The sequence below is a fragment of the Pseudomonas sp. CH61 genome (assembly GCF_059429415.1).
This window is the reverse complement of sequence record NZ_CM182098.1, coordinates 6,536,721-6,552,982: the sequence shown is the minus strand read 5'-3', so window position 1 is coordinate 6,552,982 and position 16,262 is coordinate 6,536,721. Positions and strand designations below refer to the sequence as shown.

Here is a 16,262-nt window from a genome sequence, read left to right as displayed (position 1 = left end):
GCACCGAGCATGCTGGGACCGATCATTCTCATCGTTATCTGCCTGACGCTGCTGGGGCTGTCGATCCGTCTGTTCCTGCAAGGCTTGCGCAAGACCGCCACGGAAAAAGTCCTCAACCGACTGGCCGCCGGACAGCCGCAACTGGCGCCTGAAAAACCTGTGTGGGTCGGCCTGGAGCGGATGTTTCTGCGTGCTGGACTGGGCCGTCCGAGCGAGCGTTTCGGCCTGTGGCTGAGTCTGTGGGCGCTGGCGATAGTGCTGGGGTATTTTCTTGCCGACTGGATCGGCCTGCTGCTGATGATCGTCATACCGCCACTGCTGTTGCGGCTGTACATCGCCATTCTTTACCAGCGCCGGATCAAACGCATGATCGAGCAACTGCCGCAGTTGCTCGATCACACCGTACGCAGCCTGAAGTCCGGGCGCACTCTGAGCGACGCGGTGATGGGCGGCATTGAAGCCAGCGAAGATCCGCTGAAAAAAGCCATGGGCCGGGTCCAGCGCAACGTGCAACTGGGGGTGAACCTGCCCGACGCGGTCAGCGACTTTGCCGAACTCTATGAACAGGACGAACTGCGCATGTTCGCCCTCGGACTGAAGGTCAATCATCGCTACGGCGGCAACGCCAGCGAGCTGCTGGAGAACCTGATCAAACTGATCCGCGAACGCGATCAGGGCGCCCGGCAACTGCGCGCCCTGACCGGCGAAACACGCATGACCGCGTGGGTGCTCGGCTCATTGCCGTTGCTACTGGTGAGTTACTTCATGCTGACCAATCCCGGCTACATGCTCGGGATGTGGAACGACGCGAGCGGCCAGCACATGCTGATCAGCGCCGCCGTGTTGCAAGTGTTCGGCAGCCTGGCGCTGTGGCGCATGTTGCGGAGCGTCTGACATGGTCTACCTCGCCGCCCTCATGTTGCTGCTCGGCGCCCTGCTACTCGTGGTCAATCACTTGCTGACCGAACGGCGTCGGGTGCGTCAGGTCAATCAGCGCTTGCAAGGGCATCTGGTGCGTGAAAACCGCTTCGGCAGCTGGCTGCGCGCACTGGGCGGCAGCAAGTTCGGACAACGCTCGGTGAGCATCGACAGCGAAACCCAGACTCTGCTCAACCGCATCGGCTGGCGCCGCTCTAGCGAACGGGCGCTGTACGCCGCCTGCCAGATCGGCACGCCGTTGCTGACATTGGGTTTGGCGATTTTTTTGCAAGAGGTGTTTTTCCCGCAGGCTGACAACCGCTGGATCGTGCCGATGCTCGCCACCGGCGGCGGCTATCTGCTGCCCAAACGCTTGCTGGCCTACGCGGCGGCACGCCGGCAGAAAACCATCGCCGTGGAGGTGTCGACGTTCATTCCGCTGCTGCGCATCCTCTTCGAATCCGGCATGGCCGTTGAACAAGCCCTGCGTGTACTCAGCATCGAAGCGCAAAAATTGTTGCCGGAACTGACCAGCGAACTGCGCCTGATTCTGACTCGTGTCGACTCCGGTCTGGAGCTCGGCCAGGAATTGAACAAAGCCGCGGTGATGCTCGCCGTTGACGAATTCACTGACACCTGCGTGATCCTCCAGCAACTGATTCAACAGGGCGGCGGCGCGATGAAATCACTGCTGGCGCTCAAGCAATTGCTGGATGACCGGCGCCTGACGCGCCTGCAGGAATACATCTCGAAAATGTCCGCGAAGATGTCGGTGGTGATGATGCTGTTTCTGTTTCCGGCACTGCTGATCGTCCTCGCCGGCCCGGGCTTCACCGCGATTGCCCGGGCGTTCGCCAACTGACCTTGCTCATGGAGAGCGTTTGATGAAAGTACTGATAGTCATGGCAAGTCTGTTGCTGCTCGGCGGTTGCGCCACCGACGGCCAGGCACCGTGGACAGCGCTGCTGTCACCGAGCAGTTGCAGCAAAATGACTCAGGAGCAGGAACTGGCCCTGAACCTCGCGGACGACCTGGCCAACGACGGCAAACTGCACGCCAGCCTGGCCAACCTGCAAAGCCTGCCGGACAACATCAGCGAAGTGCGCCTGCGCAAGGCCAAGGTCTATCGTCTGCTCGGCCGCAGCGAAGCCGAGCCGCTGTACCGCGGCCTGCTCGGCGGCTGCCTGACCGCCGAAGCCGAACACGGCCTCGGCCAGCTCTATGCCGCCCGTGGCGACAACGGCCAGGCCCAGGCCCACCTGCAACGCGCCGCCCGCCTGGCCCCCACCGACGATAAAATCCGCAACGACCTCGGCGTGGTCTACCTCAACCAACTACGCCTCAACGACGCCCGTTTCGAGTTCCTCACCGCCATCGAACTCAAGCAGAACAACCAACTGGCGACCCTGAACATGGTCACCCTGCTGCTGTACCAGAACGACTGGCCACAAGCCGCCGAAATCGTCAGCCGCGCCAAACTGACCCCGCAACAATTCACCGAAGCCCAGGAACGCGCAGAAAAACTCAAAGCCCCGGTCAAGGCCAAACCCGCCACCAGCAATCAAGTGGCCGCCGTCGCTGACCCGTTGCCGTCATCGCTCAAATAAGGAGACAGCCATGCATCCCTTCAAAGGCCTGTGCTACCTGATCCTGCTCAGCCTGCCCCTCAGCGCCGCCGCCATCGACGCCGGCCCCGCCTCCGCGCAACAACAGGAAACCGAAGGCTGGCTGGTCCTGCAAAGCCGCAACAAAGCCGCCTCGCCCAAGCCACAAGCGGCAACTGCGACCGAACGGGATCTGGCGATGCAGCGCTGGTTGAAGAAGTACAAATATGAGATTCCGGATTTTTATGACCCGGATGCGGGTGGGAAGATCGAGACCAAGAATTAGTGATGTGGTGACCTTGCGGGCGCTTTCGCGAGCAGGCTCGCTCCCACCTTTTGAAATGCACTCCACCTGTGGGAGCGAGCCTGCTCGCGAAGAACGATGATACGGTGTGGCTGCCGGATCAGGTCTGCGGATCTACCCGATCCAATGCCCGGTTTACTGCCAGTTCGGCGAGCATGATGATCTGCTGAATCGCCAGCGCGGTATTGCGCTCAGGCCGACCCAACTGATCGGCAAAGTTACCGGCCAGCGTATTGGCCGACGCCAGGGATTCGCAGGCGTGGGCGAGCAGGCTTTCGGTATCGATTTTCGGATGGATGAGGAACATCGTGGTGGGTTGGTGAGGTTTCGCAGGTTCGGGGCAGAGGTAGAAATCGAGGGCGCGTTTGATGGCTTCGCGGTTCTTGACGAGGTCGTCGGCGCGGATGGCTTCTTCGAGGGGGGTGATGGGTTCGTGGGGTGGGTCGGGGATCAGTTTGTCCATTGAAACAACTCCAAAGTCTTTGCCACCACCCACTGCCATTCTCACGGGGCAAAAGGTGGCAGCTGTATGCGGGGTGAGAATACCGGTTATGGACACCCGGCCAGACCGAAGTCTGCCCGCACACAGCCGCCATGACACATTGCAGACAGCAGACAAGCTGGCGGCAATTATGCGTGCACAAGGACTGGATGACCATAAATTGCCGGGTTCTCACACCCGATCGCTGAGTGTTCAGCGACAGCCAGAGACTAGAGAGCGCACGTCCGACGGACAACCTGAAAACAGTGTGGGAAGGGTCTGATTATCTGGCACAAATTTAAACAGCCAAAAGCCAACCCTCACCCTAGCCCTCTCCCAGAGGGAGAGGGGACTGACCGCGGTGTTTAGTAGAGCTACGCCGACGTGAAAGACCGGGTCGAATTCAGACTCTGAAACAGATCAAAAGCCCCTCACCCGCTCCTAACCACTCAACAGGATGAGCGTTAGCTCGGCTGCAGCTTTTGATCTGCTGGCCCCTTCGGCAGGCTGAGTGGAGGGATTTATCCGGGGGTGGGAGCGCAGCGACCGTTTGGCGAAGCCAAACACATCGAGAGGAGGTGCAGCGAAGCAAACCGTAGGCGATGCCCCCGGATAGATCCCGGAACGAAGGAACCCCGAGCCCTAGCGAGGGGCCGAACGCCGGGGCCCAGCCTTTTGGTTACTTTTTGGCGTCTGAAAAAGTGACCCGCTGTAAGAGCGGAACCGTCAGCGGCAACACCCGCAGCAACGGATATTCACCCAAAACCCCAAGAACCTGGTCGGCCCACAGGCCGCCAAGTCAATGCGCCGTAACCCGCTGCCGCGCAGCCGATGCACTCGGCGAAAGAGCCAGAGCCAACTGCGTCCGATTATGCATATGCGTCAACCGCAACACCTGCGAAACATAAAGCTTCACCGTGTTCTCGGTAATCCCCAACTCACAGGCAATCTGATAATTGGTCTGCCCCTTACCGACCAACCGCGCCACATCCAGTTGCCGCGGCGACAACTGATTGAAAATCGCCGGCATCTCCTGCGCCTCAGCCTCGGCAGGCTCACCACCCGACACATCGCGAGCCACCGCCGAAGGACTGCGCCGCACCTTGTCCAGGTCCTGGTACAGGTCATCAATCGACTCAGACAAATACTGCAACTTCTGATTCAAATGCCCCAACTGCAGATTCTTCTGCCGCTCCTGCAGAGCCACCTCCTGACGCCGCACACCTTCCAGCAACTCATCCAGATCAATCGGTTTCTGATAATAATCGGCAATCCCAGCCCGCAACGCCTTGATCACGTCCTGCTTGTCGGCACGCCCGGTGAGCATGATCGCCTCAAACGCGCGATGCTTGCCCGCCAGCCGCTGCAATGCCTGGATCAACTGAATGCCATCCATGTCCGGCATGTGCAGATCACTCAGCACCAGACCGATCTCCGCGTCCTCACTGAACCGCTCGATCGCCTGCTGGCTGGACTCACACGGCACACAGCGATAACCGCTGCTTTCAAGAAACTCGCACAACTCCTCCACAATCAACGGCTGATCGTCGACCACGAGGACTTTTACCGCAGACGTAAGCTTGTTCACGTGCTACTCCATGTCCCAGGCCAAAGCTGACCATTCCTGTACTGCCAGCCTTTGGCTGTATAACCAGTTCCTTTGAAAGTAGACGCACTTTCCGACTATGTACATAGAACTAGTGGCGCTTGGCGACTAATGGATCCAAAGTAGAACGAGCACCGTACCGATCAGCACGAACGGTGCAAATGGCAGCTTTTTTGACATATCTGGCCCTAGATATCGCAGACGTTCCCTAAGCCCTTGACTCATATGGAGCCAGACTCTTGGCGCCAACAGCATCCAGAGCACGCTGGCGAACCCCGCGCCAATAAACACGCCGAGAATAAACAGACCGTCCGTCGCAAGGCCAAGAGCTGTCATTAATTTCACATCGCCGGCGCCCATCCGCCCCATGAAAAACCCCGGCAGGGTCAGCGCCAGTGCGATCAGGCAGGCCCAGCCGCCCTGCCCCGCCTCAGCACCCAACCAGGTGCTGCCGGTCCACAGCAGATAAACCAGCGCCAGCGCCGCCGCGCCAAGGGTCAGGCCATTGGCAATGCGTCGTTGGCGGGCGTCTTGCGCCGCGCACAGCCCCAGCCAGATCAAGAGGACAAAACTGTACATCGGGTAAAAACCGTCCATTTTTGCGGAATGATTCTATGCTGATACTACGCAGTGACAGTCAGGGTAGACGCACTCATGAAAACCGGCTTTCGGAAGTCGCAAAAAGGTGCGGTGGCGATCGAGTTCGCCTTGGTGTTCATCATTTTTTTTGCCGTGTTTTACGGTCTGGTCAGTTACAGCCTGCCCTTGGTGATGATGCAATCGTTCAACCAGGCCACGTCCGAAGCGGTGCGCCGCAGTGTCGCGGTCGATCCCAACACGCCCAACTATTCAACGGTCGTGCTCAACACCGCGAACGCCACGCTGACCCAGCAATTGTCCTGGATTCCGCCGGTCTTCAACCTGGTAGTTGGCGTTGATACCAGCAGCCAATACAGCGCCTCAGGCCTGCTGACGGTGCGCGTGGATTATCCGGTCAGCAAGTTGAATCAGGTCATGCCGTTCCTGGTGCTTCCGGTGGTTGGTACAGTGCCCAATCTGCCCACCTACCTGACCGCCAAGTCGAGCCTGCAATTTTGACCTCGGGGGACAAGCTCTTCGGGCGCTTGCTCAAACGCACGCCGCCCGCCGCCCACGAGTTGCCCGACCCACTCGGCTCACCCGCGACCGGCTTGCACCTGTACCTGAACGACGACGGTGGCGTGCTGCAAATGGCCGGCCCGCTGCGCCATCTGCTGGCGCAGTTCAAACCTCAAGATCAACCCTTGCCACTCAGCACTTATTTGCTGCCCCACAGCACACTGACCATCGAAGGTCGGCCACGGGAGTGGCAGGGGCTCTTGCTGGATCTCGACTTCTGCGGCCTGGGCGAGCAAACCGTGCACCTGCGTGGCTGGGTACAGCCGCTGGGCGACGGCTGGCTGATGCAGTTGATCGACATCGCTGACTTGCTGCTTGAACGCCAACAATCGCGTCAGCGTGATGCCTGCCAATTGATCGCCGGGCAGGTCAGCGAACAGTTACGCGCCTGCAGCCAAGTGCGTTTGCCGGTGATCGTCAGCGAACAATTGCAAATGATCGCCCAGCGCTGGCATATCCCCTGTCTGGCGCTGGCCTTGCTCGATGATGAGCAACAGGGCTGGCAAATCCATCGCCAGTATCGCGCCCACGATGCGCAGGATCTGTGGCATGACGGGCAGCGCCTGGGCACGCCATTGGACAGCCTTAACGGTGCCGCGCCGCAACGCGTCGGCGCGCAGCATGGCCTCGATGAACATTCGCGGGTGCAGGTTCTGTTTGGCAGTGCCGAAGGTTTCGCGGTGCCGTATAGCGATGAACGCGGTGTGGTGGCCTGGCTGCTCTGCGGTTTTTATCCCGTGGACAGCGCCGCGCCATACCTGACCGAGCGCGACTGGATGACGCTGTTCGGCGCGCTCGCCGGGCCGTTGCTCGGGCGCCTGCGCGAACAACAACATCACCTGCAATTGGAGCGCATCGAGTCGCTGCAAACCCTGCTTGGCACCGGTTGGTGGGAGATTTTGGCAGGCGACGCCCACGTTCAACTGGCCCCCGCGCTGGCGGCGGCCCTGAACGTGAACCCTGGCGGATTAGCGTTGGAAGACTGGCTGGCGCAAATCCATCCCGCCGACCGCGACGAGTTGCGCAGCCGTCTGCAAGCCTTGCAACAACACGGCGAAGCCCTGACGTTATCGGTGCGCCTGCGCGGTGGTAATAACGAGCAGGCGCCCACGTGGTATCGCGTGCAGGGCCAAGTGATTGGCAATGGCGAGTACCGCCGGCTGGTCGGTTTCATGCTCGATATCAGCGACATCCAGAACCAGCAACAACGGGCCGCCGCCGCCCATGCACGGCTCGACAATCTGATCGCCAGTTCGCCCGCAGTGATTTATGTCCAGAACTACCACGAAGGCGCGCTGATCCCGGCGTTCTTCAGTGCCAGCCTGCACCCCTTGCTGGGCTGGAGCCTTGAGGACTGCGGCAGCGGCGCACTGATCGAAATGATTCACCCTGACGATCGCGACCTGTATTTCGCCCGCAGCCGTCAGCTGTTGCGCGAAGGTTCGGTGCGCGCACGTTATCGCCTGCGCGACCGCCACGGTGAATATCACTGGCTGCTTGATGAAGCCAAACTGCTGCGCAATGACCTCGGCCTGCCGGTGGAAGCGGTCGGTTTGTGGCTGGACGTCACCGAAGCGACTCTGGCGGCCGAGCAGGTGAAAAAGAGTGAAGAGCGCTACCGGATTCTGGTGGAGGATTCGCCGGCGATGATCTGTCGCTACCGCCCGGACCTGATTCTGACCTTCGGCAACCGACCGCTGGCGACGTACCTGGAATGCACACCGGAGCAACTGCCGGGGGTCGATCTGGGCAGTTGGATGTCCGCGGAACAACGTGCCGCCTTCGTCCTGCGCCTCGCTTCACTGACCGCAGAGGAACCGGTAAGCACCGCAGAAATCAGCCTGCAACTGCCCGGCCGCGAACACGCCTGGTGGGTCTGGTCCGATCGCGGCGTGTTCGACGAACACGGCCAATTGATCGAAGTGCAAGCGGTGGGCCGCGACAACACCGAAGTGCGCCGCTCGCAGCAGCAACTCACGCAAAGCGCGAAAATGGCCACCCTCGGTGAAATGGCCACGGGTCTTGCCCATGAAATCAATCAGCCGTTGAACGTGATGCGCATGGCCATCGTCAACGTGCTCAAGCGTCTGGGCAACGGCGATGTGCAGGTCGACTACCTGACCGACAAACTCAATCGCATCGATGCGCAGGTGCAGCGCGCGGCGAAAGTAGTCGATCACATGCGCGTATTCGGCCGGCGTTCGGAGATCGAGCAGCAACTGTTCAACCCCGCCTCGGCCATCGAGGGCACGCTGTCGCTACTGGCCGAAGGCATGCGCGGCAAAGGCGTGGACTTGCGCATCAGCGAGACCGGGTTCGAGGTGCAAGTGCGCGGCTATGTCGATCAGCTTGAGCAGGTGTTGATCAACCTGATGGTCAACGCGCGCGATGCGTTGCTGAGCAAACGCGAGAAGGATTCGAGCTTCAAACCGTGGATTGCGATCTACGCTGAACGCGATGAACAGAGCGTACGGCTGTGGGTCGAGGACAACGGTGGCGGCATTGATCCGCGCTTGCTGGAGCGGATCTTCGAACCGTTTTTCACCACCAAGCCGATCGGCGTCGGCACCGGATTGGGGCTGTCGGTGAGCTACGGCATCATCGACAACATGGGCGGCGAGTTGAGCGTGCGCAATTCGGTGGAGGGCGCGCGGTTCTGCATCGAGTTGCCGATTGCCGCGGATGCCTAGATCACCAGATAGGCCTTGCCGGTCTGGCCGCAAGTCATATTGGCGCCGACGTCGACGTCCATCAGGTTGATGCCCAGACCTTTGAGCAGGTTGTTCAGCAGCGGATCGAGCAACGGACTAATTGCCCCGGTCACCACGGGCAACAATCGGTTGGTGACATCGCTGATCAACGACGCCACACCGGTGACGATGGCCCCCAATGGATTACTGCCCTGCGGTTTGTAGACGATCAGATTGATCCCCGCGAGGGTGTTCGACAGACTGCCGACGATGTTGCTGGTTGGCGCTGCCGGCAAGATGCTCGGCGGCAGTTTGAGGTTGGCCGGGGTGGCAAACGGTGTACTGCTGGAGAACACCAGGTCTTGCGAGTTTTGCCCGACACTGGTGTCGAGCATGATGCCGATGCCTCCCGCGCCGAAAGGAACATGGGTGGCAGGATCACAGGTGCCGAGCAGCAGGATTTTGTGACAGGTGACGATCCCCAGATCGATCAGCGCCAAGGGCGCCACCGTGGGTTCGGCCGCTGAAGAAAAGGCATTGGTCGGATCGATCTTACCGAGCTTCAAGTCAGCGATGGACGTAATGGTATGCGCTGTCAGGCTCTTGGTGCCGGTGATGCCCGTCGGACAGCTGTAATCGGTGACATAACTCTTGGCGCCGCCGGCATCCAGACTGATGTCAATTTGCGGTGATGGCAGCAATTGCGGATCAAGTTGCTCACAACCCGCGCCCAACAGGCACAGGACCGAATTGAGCGTACTGACCAGATTCAGACTCAGTAGTGCATTGAGGGTCGGGGTCAATCCACCAACCAGCCCCAACACCGCATTGGCCAGCCCCGTCACCCCGGACAGCACCGGCAAACTCACCGACAACATCGTGCGCACCTGCGCCGTACGCACATAAATCCGGTCCGCCCCGGTCGGGTTGAGCTTGGCCCGCGCCGGATCGCCAATCGCAGAAAACTGCGGTGGCTCGATCACTTTCACCCGCACCGTGACATTCGCCAGCCCCAGCACGCTGATCGGCAACGTTGCCGCCACCGCACTCTTGCTGTTGGCCAGTTGCACCACGCCCTGAATCAGCTGCAGCAGTTGCAGATTGGCGTCCAGTCCTGCCGATGTAGTGCCGGTCTGCAATTGCAGGATGTCACCCAGTTTGACCGGCGCCGCGTTGATCGCGGCCACCTGCAATTGGCCCAGCGCAGTGATCACCTGGGCGGTCGCGCCGTTGAGTTGCACCACCGTCGCCGCCGCCTGAATCAGTTGCGTCACCGTGGCCTGAGTGTTGAGTAATTGCGTGTAGTTGCCCGCCGCGACGTTGAGATTGATTGCCAGTTGATCAAGGTATTTGAGCAAGTTGATGTCGGTGTTCAGCAGGCCATCCCAGCCCAGTGCCGCGAGGTTGACGTTGCCGCCGAGCAGCCCGGAAAACAGCGGGTTGAGGATGTTCGACTGGGCCGTATCGATGTTGGCCAGGGTGCTGCGAATATTCAGCTGGGCCACCGTCGGCTGCGGTTTGGCGGCCACCGCCGAGGCATTGAGCGTGGTATTGAGACTGACCGGTGTGCCGCTGAACAAGGCCTGTACGCCACCGGCAAAACTGGTGGTCACCGTGCGACTGGCGACGACTTTGACCGCTGCTGCTTGCGTGGCATCTACCGCGAATGTGCGCAGGCCGGTCGCGGCGGTCACCAGCGTGCCGCACGTCGTGGCGAGGGTGTTGCTGGCATCCACAATGTAGCCATTGCGCACGGCGCTTTGCCCGGCATAACTGGCGGCGCTCAGGCCCGGCAGGCAATTACCGCCACGGCTGACGGCTTCGAGGGCGGCGTTGTCGACCACCCGCTGCAATTTGCGTTGTTCCATGTACAAGCGGCCGGTGTCGACCACCAACAGCAGCATCACCACCGCCAGACTGAGGGTGGCCGCCGCCATCAAGCCAATCGCCCCGCGCTGGCGGGCCGGGCCGTTGAATCGCGAACGAGGCGACATGGCGCACTCCTTTGCCGTTACCTCCATTGATGCAAATGAGTGTAGACGCGCCTAATGGCAACGCACCATTTCGAACAGACAAACATCCCTGTGGGAGCGAGCCTGCTCGCGAAGGCGTCGCGTGAGACAAATAACAGTTGCATGACACCCTGCTTTCGCGAGCAGGCTCGCTCCCACATTGGAATTTAGGGTGGAACAAAAAAATGGGAGCTCAACAGCCCCCACTTTTTAACGGATTCAGCGCGGTGGATAGTTGGCCAGAATCCGCGTGACCGTCTCGCGGATGGCGTTGCTGCGATCCTGCGGATTCGGTTTGCTGGAGAGCATCTGCTCATCACTGCCGCGCCACACCAGTTTGCCGTCCTTGCCGTCGAGCAGGTCGATCTGGATCGTTGCGACCTTGTAGGTGATGTTGCGCGTTTCGTTGTACATCGGCGCGCCCCAGTAGCCGTTCCACGGGCCACCCCAACCGCCGCCGTAATTGGTCGTCACTTGCTGCTGGCGATCCTCGACGATCAGGTAAGTCTGCACATTCAGGTCGCCCTTGGCGCCCGCAGTGGCCGGGCGCAGACCGCGCTGGTCGAGTTGATCGGCGACGGCCTGGCGGATGCGTTGCTCGGTCAGGTCGCTTTTGATTCGCGGATCATCGGGGCGATATTGCAGGGCGGGGTCTTTCCAGCTCCAGCTGCGATAGGCGGCAAAATCGCGGCTGGCGTCGAAGTCATGATTGACCTGGTTGGCGGCGCAGGCACTGAGCAGTGTGGCCAAGACCAGTAGAGCGAGACGGCGGAACATGGTTTTTCTCCGATTGAAGACATGAACCTGCGGCAGCTTCTGATTGGCAGGAAGCTAACTGGGAGGATACGCCGACATGGCCTTTTCCACAGCCTCGCGGATCGAATCGGTGCGATCGATTTCGCTGCCCTTGTTCGCGGTTTCGGCACTGGCGCTCCACACCGGTTGCCCGCTGCCAGCGTCGAACAGATTGACCTGCACCACCACGACTTGCTCGGAATACGTGCGTACGATCGGCACCGTGTTGTACATACCGTAACCGCGTCCATATCGATCATAGCTGCCGTATCCACCGCCGTAATAACCGTAGTCATCCTGAACCTGGCGCAAACGGGTTTCCAGACGCAGATCAGCGCTGACCAACAGGTCGGCCGGGCGGTTGTCGTGCAATGGACGCAAGCCGCGCTGATCCAGCGCATTGCTTACCGCTTCGGCCACTTGCGCCGAATCGGCCCAGGCCGTGCCCGGTGGCAGTTGCCCATTGAGCCAGGCCCAACTGCGATAACGCCCATAATCACGCGGCGGCGCCGGGTACGCGCTGCGGTCGAAGGTGGTGGCGGCTTGCGCTGGTGCCGGCGGTAAGGGCCGCGATTGCGCCACGTAGGGGTTGCTGCTCTGGCAAGCAGCCAAGCCCAGACACATCAGCAGTAACCCGGATTGAGCTTTCATGTCGCGCTCCGATCAGATCGGCCGGCAGATCCAGTGCAAATAGCGCCCAAGCCCGGCGAAGCTTGGGTGACGACGGTGAGCGAGCTCCATCTCAAGCAAATCCACAAGTTCAGCGCGGGCCTGGAATTCCACCGGCATATAGTCATGGAAAACCCGGATCCCGCTCTGGCTTTCGACCTGCCACAGGCCGTCGAGTTGCGTTGCCAATTCCCTTGGATCGAGCGGCTGCTGCGGGGTCAGGCTCTGCTTTTCGCCGGCCATGACGTTCTTGCGCATTTTCTTGAAATGGCCTTTGAGCAGGTTGCGATAGATCAACGCATCACGGTTATAGAACGCCAGCGACAGCCAGCCACCGGGTTGGGTCAGTTGATGCAGCACCGGCAGGATCGCGTGGGGTTCGGCGAGCCATTCCAGCACGGCGTGGCAGATCACCAGATCGTACGGTTCGGTGAGTTGCCCGAGCAGTTCCTGCCACGGTGCCTGAATGAACGTCGCGGTTTGCCCGGCTTCAGCGAAACGCTGGCGCGCACCTTCAAGCATCGGCGCGGCCGGTTCGGTGAAGGTCACGTCGTGGCCGCGCTCGGCCAGCCACAGCGACATATGGCCGAGGCCGCCGCCAATGTCGAGCACCCGCAACGGGCGATCCGGCAGCGCTTCGGACAGGTCTGCCTGCAACACCGCGAGACGGATCGCACCTTTGGCGCCACCGTAGATTTTTTCGGCGAAACGCGTCGCCAACTGATCGAAATGCCGGTCGCTCATCAGCTGAACCGCCGTTCGCTGTCGGCGAGCTTGGCGCGCACCACTTCATTCATGTCCAGCCCCAACTCGCTGCACAGCAGCAACAGATACAGGACGATATCGCCAACTTCTTGCCCTGCATGAGCGAGTTTGTCCGCCGGCAACTGGCGCGACTGGTCTTCCGTCAGCCACTGGAAGATTTCCACCAGTTCGGACATCTCGACACTGGCCGCCATGGCGAGGTTTTTCGGGCTGTGAAATTGCCGCCAGTCATTGCGGTCGCGAATGGCGTGCAGGCGTTCGGTCAGTTCAACAAGGTTCATCGGGCTCTCCTGAAGGCGTATAGCTTCGGGGGGATACGACTTGAAGGCAAGCGTAAACCCTGTAGGAGTGAGCCTGCTCGCGATGACGCCATTACATTCAACATCATCGTTGACTGACACACCGCTATCGCGAGCAGGCTCACTCCTACAAGGGCGGTGCAAACCTTCTATCATGCAGGGAACTCGGCCACCCGCGTTGTGGCCCAAGGCTCAGCTCTTTCATCAGGATGCACACATGCAGGTAGAAAGCTTTTTCGAATGGCTCGGGCAGGCGCTCGGTTCGATCATCCGCTTTATCGTTGATGGCCTCAGTGGCTTGTTCAACATTCTGAGCAATGCCGGTGGCAACTTTGTCGACGGGCTGGCGAAGACGCTGGGCATGGACACCTCGATCATCAGCATCATCGCGCTGATCGTCGGGCTGATGCTGTTGTGGTCGGCGATCCGGGCGTTCATGAATGCGTCGATCATTGCCGGGATCATCTGGTTGTTGCTGGGATTGTGGCTGCTTAGCTGGATTATTCATTAAGCCTTTGAAGAGCCCCTCACCCTAGCCCTCTCCCGGAGGGAGAGGGGACTGAATGGGGGATATTCAAGAGCTACACCGACTTGAGCGAGCTTCAGCGAATCCATAATCGGCACATTCTCTCAGGTCGATGGATGACGCCAGACACCTCGGTCGGCCCCCTCTCCCTCTGGGAGAGGGCTGGGGTGAGGGTGGCTTCTACCGCTACAATGCCGCTCCCAAGGAGCCCGCATGTCCACTCTGATCGCCGACTGGCGCGACCGCCCGACTCACCGCAAGGTCTGGGCACTCGCCGCGCCCATGATTCTTTCGAATATTTCCGTACCGCTGGTGGCGCTGGTCGACAGCACTGTCATTGGCCACTTGCCCCACGCCCATCAATTGGGCGCGGTGGCGGTCGGCGCCAGCCTTTACACTTTTCTCGCCTGGGCCATGGGCTTTCTGCGCATGGGCACCACCGGGTTTGCCGCGCAAGCTGCCGGGCGCAGCGACGGCGCGGCGTTACGGCAGATTCTGTTGCAGGGCCTGCTGCTGGCGATGGGACTGGCACTGGTGCTTGGCACGTTGGGTGTGCCGCTGAGTGGGGTTGCGCTGCACTTCATGCAACCGTCGGCGGAGCTGGATCAGCTCACTCGTGATTTTTTCCACACGCGGTTGTTCGGCCTGCCAGCGGCGCTGGCCAGTTATGCGCTGGTCGGCTGGTTCCTCGGTACGCAGAACGCCCGGGCGCCGCTGGCGATTCTGCTGAGCACCAACCTGATCAACATCGTCCTCAATCTGTGGTTCGTCATCGGCCTGGACTGGGGCGTGGTCGGTTCGGCGCGGGCCTCGGTGATCGCCGAATGGAGTGGCGCCCTGCTCGGCCTGCTACTGACTCGCAAGGCGTTGCGGGCGTACCCGGGGCACATCGTCTGGGCGGCGTTGAAAATCTGGCAGAGCTGGCGTCCGTTGCTGGCCGTCAACCGCGATATCTTCATCCGCAGCCTGGCGCTGCAATCGGTGTTTTTCCTGATCACCGTGCAAGGCGCGCGGCTGGGTGATTCGACGGTGGCCGCCAACGCGCTGCTGCTCAATGGCTTGCTGCTGACCGCACATGCGCTGGACGGTCTGGCCCATGCCGTCGAGGCCTTGTGCGGACACGCCATCGGCGCCCGTGATCGTCTGGCCCTGCGTCGCTCGCTGGTGGTGGCGGGCGGCTGGTCGCTGATCGCCAGCCTCGGTTTCGCCAGCCTGTTTCTGCTGGCCGGGCACCTGTTCATCGAGATGCAGACCGACATCCAGAGCGTGCGCGATACCGCGTTCGTCTACCTGCCCTACCTCGCCGTGCTGCCGCTGATTGCGGTCTGGAGCTACCTGCTCGACGGCCTGTTCATTGGCGCCACCCGCGCGCGGGAAATGCGCAACGGCATGCTGATCACCGTGGTTTTGCTGCTGCCGTTCGCCTGGGCGCTGCAAGGTTTCGGCAATCACGGGCTGTGGATATCTTTTCTGCTGTTCATGGTGCTGCGCAGCCTGACCCTCGGTGCGCAAGCCTGGTGGCTGAAGCGCAACGATGGCTGGTTCAGTGGCGGCGTTCACTGAGCCGGCGTGTGCGCGATAAACCCGACGACTTGATCGAGCACCGGCGCCAGTTGCCGCAACGGTCGTGACAAGGTTGCCACCAACGTAATGTGATTGGGCCGCGAGTAATACAAATCCTGCACCGGCACCCCGGCCGCGCGAAGTTTGCTCGCAAGACCACCGGTGTTGCGTGTCGGGTTGACCAGATCATCTTTACTTGCAGCAATCAGCAGAGCCGGCGGTGCGCCGCGACTGACATGGTTGATCGGCTGCGATTGCGGCGGCGAGTCCGGCCAGAAAAACACCGGGCGCACCTCGGGATTCTTGATTGGCAGAAAGTCATAAGGCCCGGCCAGACCGATCCAGCCCTGCAAGTCCCGTGGCGACATGCCCACCGCCGCGAGCCACTCACCATCCAGCGCAAGCATCGCCGCGTTGTAGCCGCCGGAGCTGTGGCCCATCAAGTACAAGCGCTGCGGGTTGCCGGAAAACTCGCGGATATGCGCTTTGGCCCACGCCACCGCCCGCGCGCCGTCCTGCAAAAACAGCGGATAGCGCACCTGCGGATACAAGCGATAATCCGCCACCACCGTGACAATTCCCCGCGACGCCAGCGCTTCGCCGACAAAGCGGTAGTCGACGCGCGAACCGCTGTTCCAGCTACCGCCATAGAAAAACACCACCACCGGCGCGCCGGGCATCGGCCGATGCGGTACATACACATCGAGCTTCTGCCGAGGGTCGTCGCCATAAGCGATGCCCACGGTTTTGTCGTAGGTACTGTCCGGGGTCAGCGCATTGAGTAACTGCACAGGCGAGCAACCGCTCAACACCAGCAGCAACACGATGCCCAACCCATGCCGGAATAAACCTGCCATACGCGCCGAACCTCG

Annotated in this window: 17 protein-coding genes; 8 read left to right on the top strand and 9 right to left on the bottom strand. The window is 60.9% G+C overall.

The annotated features are described in order from the left end of the window. The first annotated feature begins 9 nt into the window (after positions 1-9). Genes AC5SEM_RS29380 through AC5SEM_RS29365 form a run of 4 tightly spaced genes read left to right on the top strand, consistent with a single transcriptional unit; the run spans position 10 to position 2,808 of the window. Complete coding sequence (locus tag AC5SEM_RS29380) at positions 10-894, top strand: type II secretion system F family protein (RefSeq protein WP_495471862.1); 885 nt, start codon at positions 10-12, stop codon at positions 892-894. Between the two features lies 1 nt (position 895). Further along, entirely contained in the window at positions 896-1,780 is an 885-nt protein-coding gene (locus AC5SEM_RS29375) for a type II secretion system F family protein (RefSeq protein WP_123596011.1), read from the top strand. 22 nt (positions 1,781-1,802) lie between these two features. Beyond that, the gene (locus tag AC5SEM_RS29370) at positions 1,803-2,525 is read left to right on the top strand and encodes a hypothetical protein (protein WP_495471861.1); all 723 of its coding nucleotides are present in this window, start codon (positions 1,803-1,805) and stop codon (positions 2,523-2,525) included. A gap of 10 nt (positions 2,526-2,535) precedes the next feature. Continuing rightward, the gene (locus AC5SEM_RS29365) at positions 2,536-2,808 is read left to right on the top strand and encodes a DUF3613 domain-containing protein (protein WP_495471860.1); all 273 of its coding nucleotides are present in this window, start codon (positions 2,536-2,538) and stop codon (positions 2,806-2,808) included. 118 nt (positions 2,809-2,926) lie between these two features. On the opposite strand, the gene AC5SEM_RS29360 is transcribed toward AC5SEM_RS29365, so the two are convergent. The 3 genes from AC5SEM_RS29360 to AC5SEM_RS29350 form a co-directional block, all read right to left on the bottom strand. Continuing rightward, on the bottom strand, positions 2,927-3,289 hold the full coding sequence (locus tag AC5SEM_RS29360) for a DUF6124 family protein (RefSeq protein WP_137217628.1): 363 nt from the start codon (positions 3,287-3,289) through the stop codon (positions 2,927-2,929). An 817-nt stretch (positions 3,290-4,106) separates the two neighbouring features. Further along, the gene (locus tag AC5SEM_RS29355) at positions 4,107-4,895 is read right to left on the bottom strand and encodes a response regulator transcription factor (protein ID WP_495471859.1); all 789 of its coding nucleotides are present in this window, start codon (positions 4,893-4,895) and stop codon (positions 4,107-4,109) included. Between the two features lie 126 nt (positions 4,896-5,021). Continuing rightward, positions 5,022-5,492, bottom strand: a complete 471-nt coding sequence (locus AC5SEM_RS29350) for a prepilin peptidase (RefSeq protein WP_495471858.1) — start codon at positions 5,490-5,492, stop codon at positions 5,022-5,024. A 75-nt stretch (positions 5,493-5,567) separates the two neighbouring features. Here AC5SEM_RS29350 and AC5SEM_RS29345 point away from each other — a divergent pair, with 75 nt between their 5' ends. Next, complete coding sequence (locus tag AC5SEM_RS29345; RefSeq protein WP_095121976.1) at positions 5,568-6,011, top strand: TadE/TadG family type IV pilus assembly protein; 444 nt, start codon at positions 5,568-5,570, stop codon at positions 6,009-6,011. After that, on the top strand, positions 6,008-8,761 hold the full coding sequence (locus AC5SEM_RS29340) for a PAS domain-containing sensor histidine kinase (RefSeq protein ID WP_495471857.1): 2,754 nt from the start codon (positions 6,008-6,010) through the stop codon (positions 8,759-8,761). The genes AC5SEM_RS29345 and AC5SEM_RS29340 overlap by 4 nt, the downstream gene beginning before the upstream one ends. Here AC5SEM_RS29340 and AC5SEM_RS29335 read toward each other — a convergent pair. From AC5SEM_RS29335 to AC5SEM_RS29315, 5 genes are all read right to left on the bottom strand, one after another. Next, entirely contained in the window at positions 8,758-10,755 is a 1,998-nt protein-coding gene (locus tag AC5SEM_RS29335) for a pilus assembly protein TadG-related protein (RefSeq protein ID WP_495471856.1), read from the bottom strand. The genes AC5SEM_RS29340 and AC5SEM_RS29335 overlap by 4 nt on opposite strands. A 237-nt stretch (positions 10,756-10,992) precedes the next feature. Next, a complete protein-coding gene (locus AC5SEM_RS29330; RefSeq protein WP_212620482.1) occupies positions 10,993-11,550 on the bottom strand; it encodes a DUF4136 domain-containing protein in 558 nt (185 codons plus the stop codon). Between the two features lie 54 nt (positions 11,551-11,604). After that, entirely contained in the window at positions 11,605-12,219 is a 615-nt protein-coding gene (locus AC5SEM_RS29325) for a DUF4136 domain-containing protein (RefSeq protein ID WP_495471855.1), read from the bottom strand. Positions 12,220-12,231: 12 nt separating this feature from the next. Further along, the gene (locus AC5SEM_RS29320) at positions 12,232-12,981 is read right to left on the bottom strand and encodes a methyltransferase (protein ID WP_495471854.1); all 750 of its coding nucleotides are present in this window, start codon (positions 12,979-12,981) and stop codon (positions 12,232-12,234) included. Next, positions 12,981-13,283: a MazG-like family protein gene (locus AC5SEM_RS29315; protein WP_007914625.1), complete on the bottom strand. Its 303-nt coding sequence runs from the start codon at positions 13,281-13,283 to the stop codon at positions 12,981-12,983. The genes AC5SEM_RS29320 and AC5SEM_RS29315 overlap by 1 nt, the downstream gene beginning before the upstream one ends. A 235-nt stretch (positions 13,284-13,518) precedes the next feature. On the opposite strand from AC5SEM_RS29315, the gene AC5SEM_RS29310 reads away from it, so the two are divergent. Then, the gene (locus AC5SEM_RS29310; protein ID WP_064388791.1) at positions 13,519-13,812 is read left to right on the top strand and encodes a hypothetical protein; all 294 of its coding nucleotides are present in this window, start codon (positions 13,519-13,521) and stop codon (positions 13,810-13,812) included. A gap of 228 nt (positions 13,813-14,040) precedes the next feature. Continuing rightward, positions 14,041-15,390, top strand: coding sequence for an MATE family efflux transporter (locus tag AC5SEM_RS29305; RefSeq protein WP_077570797.1), 1,350 nt, complete (start codon positions 14,041-14,043; stop codon positions 15,388-15,390). Here AC5SEM_RS29305 and AC5SEM_RS29300 read toward each other — a convergent pair. Continuing rightward, the gene (locus tag AC5SEM_RS29300; RefSeq protein WP_137217635.1) at positions 15,384-16,247 is read right to left on the bottom strand and encodes an alpha/beta hydrolase; all 864 of its coding nucleotides are present in this window, start codon (positions 16,245-16,247) and stop codon (positions 15,384-15,386) included. The two genes, AC5SEM_RS29305 and AC5SEM_RS29300, sit on opposite strands and share 7 nt — an antisense overlap. Positions 16,248-16,262 lie beyond the last annotated feature (15 nt).

What these genes read in the sequence shown, in the direction of transcription:
- AC5SEM_RS29300 (WP_137217635.1), bottom strand. Translation starts at nt 16,247, where the DNA reads ATGGCAGGTTTATTCCGGCATGGGTTGGGCATCGTGTTGCTGCTGGTG.
- AC5SEM_RS29320 (WP_495471854.1), bottom strand. Translation starts at nt 12,981, where the DNA reads ATGAGCGACCGGCATTTCGATCAGTTGGCGACGCGTTTCGCCGAAAAA.
- AC5SEM_RS29330 (WP_212620482.1), bottom strand. Translation starts at nt 11,550, where the DNA reads ATGTTCCGCCGTCTCGCTCTACTGGTCTTGGCCACACTGCTCAGTGCC.
- AC5SEM_RS29305 (WP_077570797.1), top strand. Translation starts at nt 14,041, where the DNA reads ATGTCCACTCTGATCGCCGACTGGCGCGACCGCCCGACTCACCGCAAG.
- AC5SEM_RS29375 (WP_123596011.1), top strand. Translation starts at nt 896, where the DNA reads ATGGTCTACCTCGCCGCCCTCATGTTGCTGCTCGGCGCCCTGCTACTC.
- AC5SEM_RS29315 (WP_007914625.1), bottom strand. Translation starts at nt 13,283, where the DNA reads ATGAACCTTGTTGAACTGACCGAACGCCTGCACGCCATTCGCGACCGC.
- AC5SEM_RS29350 (WP_495471858.1), bottom strand. Translation starts at nt 5,492, where the DNA reads ATGTACAGTTTTGTCCTCTTGATCTGGCTGGGGCTGTGCGCGGCGCAA.
- AC5SEM_RS29380 (WP_495471862.1), top strand. Translation starts at nt 10, where the DNA reads ATGCTGGGACCGATCATTCTCATCGTTATCTGCCTGACGCTGCTGGGG.
- AC5SEM_RS29345 (WP_095121976.1), top strand. Translation starts at nt 5,568, where the DNA reads ATGAAAACCGGCTTTCGGAAGTCGCAAAAAGGTGCGGTGGCGATCGAG.
- AC5SEM_RS29360 (WP_137217628.1), bottom strand. Translation starts at nt 3,289, where the DNA reads ATGGACAAACTGATCCCCGACCCACCCCACGAACCCATCACCCCCCTC.
- AC5SEM_RS29370 (WP_495471861.1), top strand. Translation starts at nt 1,803, where the DNA reads ATGAAAGTACTGATAGTCATGGCAAGTCTGTTGCTGCTCGGCGGTTGC.
- AC5SEM_RS29325 (WP_495471855.1), bottom strand. Translation starts at nt 12,219, where the DNA reads ATGAAAGCTCAATCCGGGTTACTGCTGATGTGTCTGGGCTTGGCTGCT.
- AC5SEM_RS29365 (WP_495471860.1), top strand. Translation starts at nt 2,536, where the DNA reads ATGCATCCCTTCAAAGGCCTGTGCTACCTGATCCTGCTCAGCCTGCCC.
- AC5SEM_RS29335 (WP_495471856.1), bottom strand. Translation starts at nt 10,755, where the DNA reads ATGTCGCCTCGTTCGCGATTCAACGGCCCGGCCCGCCAGCGCGGGGCG.
- AC5SEM_RS29310 (WP_064388791.1), top strand. Translation starts at nt 13,519, where the DNA reads ATGCAGGTAGAAAGCTTTTTCGAATGGCTCGGGCAGGCGCTCGGTTCG.